The organism is Micromonospora sp. CV4 (genome assembly GCF_003667455.1).
GTDB lineage: Bacteria > Actinomycetota > Actinomycetes > Mycobacteriales > Micromonosporaceae > Micromonospora.
In genome coordinates, this window is record NZ_RCVI01000076.1 from 1 (window position 1) to 2,441 (window position 2,441).

General features: G+C 71.4%; 3 protein-coding genes. All 3 read right to left on the reverse strand.

Annotated elements, in window-relative coordinates:
* Positions 1-118: 118 nt before the first annotated feature.
* Complete coding sequence (locus tag EAD98_RS00455) at positions 119-529, reverse strand: VOC family protein (protein ID WP_121652133.1); 411 nt, start codon at positions 527-529, stop codon at positions 119-121.
* Positions 530-534: 5 nt separating this feature from the next.
* The gene (locus EAD98_RS00460) at positions 535-984 is read right to left on the reverse strand and encodes a helix-turn-helix transcriptional regulator (protein ID WP_121652132.1); all 450 of its coding nucleotides are present in this window, start codon (positions 982-984) and stop codon (positions 535-537) included.
* Between the two features lie 98 nt (positions 985-1,082).
* On the reverse strand, positions 1,083-2,441 hold a 1,359-nt coding region (locus tag EAD98_RS00465; protein ID WP_121652134.1), incomplete at its 5' end, for a family 20 glycosylhydrolase.

The following is a 2,441-nucleotide window of genomic DNA, read 5'->3' on the forward strand; positions in this document are numbered from 1 at the left end:
AGGGACAGGCCCGAGGACGTTGCCGTCGGGGTCGGTGACGGTGGCCGCCAGGCGGCCGCCACCGACGTCGTGCGCGGGCTCGCCGTTTGTGCAGGTTATGACTGCGGTCGCCGGACGGCTAGCGCAGCTCCTGGATGCGGATCATGTTGCCCGCGGGGTCGCGGAAGGCGCAGTCGCGCACGCCGTACGGCTGCTCGGTCGGCTCCTGGACGACCTCGGCGCCGCTGCCCTCCAGCTTGGCGAAGGTGCCGTCGAGGTCGGCGGTGGCCAGGTTGACGCCGAAGTAGCTGCCCTTGGCCATCATCTCGAGGATGGTGCGGCGCTCGTCGTCGGTGAGGCCGGGGCTGGCGGTGGGCGGGTGCAGGACGATGGAGGTGTCGGGCTGCCCGGCGGGGCCGACCGTGATCCAGCGCATGCCCTCGTAGCCGACGTCGTTGCGGATCTCGAAGCCGAGGGTGTCCCGGTAGAAGGCCAGGGAGGCGTCCGGGTCGCTGTGCGGAAGAAAGCTCGAGTGAATGGTGATGTCCATGGCGGTCACGCTAGTTGCGGCTGGGCGGCCCGCGCTTCTCGATTCCTGATCGGTCTGGTGACCTGCTTGGCGACGCACGCCGGCATCCCCGCGGTGGCGGCCGCCGCCCGGTCCCGGTAGACGCTGGGCGGCACACCGACGAGTTCGGTGAAGCGGGTGCTGAAGGTGCCCAGCGACGAGCAGCCGACCGTGAAACAGACATCGGTGACGCTCAGGTGGCCGCGGCGCAGCAGCGCCATGGCGCGTTCGATGCGCCGGGTCATCAGATAGGCGTACGGCGACTCGCCGTAGGCGGCGCGGAACTGGCGGCTGAGGTGCCCGGCGGACATGTTCACGCCGCGGGCGAGCGCCTCGACGTTCAGCGGCTGGGCGTACTCCCGGTCGATCCGGTCGCGGACGCGGCGCAGGCGGGCGAGGTCACGCAGGTGCTGCGCCTCGTCGAATCTGCTGGTCACGTACGAGATGGTGCCATGTCGTGGCGGTGTCGCCCAGCAGAACGGGCCGGCGTGGTGGGTCCGGGGCCCGCTCGGCCCGGACCCACCACGCTCGTCCGTCAGAGCCAGGGCACCTGCGGGGACGGGTAGAAGTCGACCCCCTGCAGGCGCCACCGGGGGCCCTGCTGACCCAGTCTGGTCCGGAACGACTCCCAGTCGTGGCTGGCCGCCGTCGACCAGCCCAGCTCGGCGATCGCGGGCAGTCGCGGGAAGGCCATGAACTCGATGTCGTCCAGGCTGCGCAGCGTCTCGGACCACAGCGGCGCCTCGACGCCGAGGATCGCGTCCTCGCCGACGCCGGTCACCCGGGTGGCCGGGTCCCAGCCGTACGCGTCGGACACCTCGATGAGGCCGGCCCAGCGCAGCCCCAGGCGGGTGTTGGCGTCGTACTTCATGTCCAGGTAGGTCTTGTTGGCCGGCGACATGATCACCTTGTTGCCCCGGGCGGCGGCCTCGGCCACGTCGGCGTTGGTGGTGCCGGTGCCCCAGAACTGCGCCACGACGTCGGTGGGCGGGTCGACCTGTGCGACCTCGTTCCAGCCGGAGGCGCGCTTGCCGTACTTCGCGACCAGCGGCAGGACCCGCTGCATGAAGGTGCGGTAGTCCTCGTCCGTGGTCGCGTGCGCCTCGTCGCCGCCGATGTGCAGGTACGGCCCGGGGGTGATCGCGGCGAGTTCGCGGATGACGTCCTCGACGAACCGGTAGGTCAGCTCGTCGCCGATGCACAGCGAGCTGTAGCCGACCGCCGTGTCGGTGCGCGGGGCCGGTGCGACGCCGTCGCAGTTGAGCTCGGGGTAGGTCGACTGGGCGGCGTTGGTGTGCCCGGGCATGTCGATCTCGGGGACGATGGTGATGTGCCGCGCGGCGGCGTAGGCGACCACGGCCTCGTAGTCGGCCTTGGTGAGGAACCCGGGCCCGACACCGTCGACTCCGGTGCCCGGGCCGCCACCGACGGTGGTGAGCCGCGGCCAGGAGTCGATCTGGATCCGCCAGCCCTGGTCGTCGCTCAGGTGCAGGTGCAGGTAGTTGACCTTGTACTGGCTGAGCAGGTCCACGTACGCGTTGATCTCGTCGACGGTGTGGAAGTGCCGGGCCAGGTCGAGCATGGCGCCGCGGTACGCGAAGCGCGGGTAGTCCACGATCCGTCCGCCGGGCACGGTCCAGGTGACGCGCTGCCGGTTGGACGCCTCGATCTCGGCGGGCAGCAGTTGGCGCAGGGTCTGCGCGCCGGCGAACAACCCGGCGGGGGTGTTGGCCCGGATCGTCACCCCGTGGCGGGTGACGTCGAGCTGGTAGCCCTCCTGGCCGACGCGCCCGTCCGCTCCCCCGATGACCAGGGCGATCTCGGGCAGCGGCGTCGAGCGCACGGGCAGCACCGGCAGGGGGTAACCGGTCGCGGGGCGGCGTCTCGGCGAGAC

What these genes read in the sequence shown, in the direction of transcription:
- EAD98_RS00455 (WP_121652133.1), bottom strand. Translation starts at nt 529, where the DNA reads ATGGACATCACCATTCACTCGAGCTTTCTTCCGCACAGCGACCCGGAC.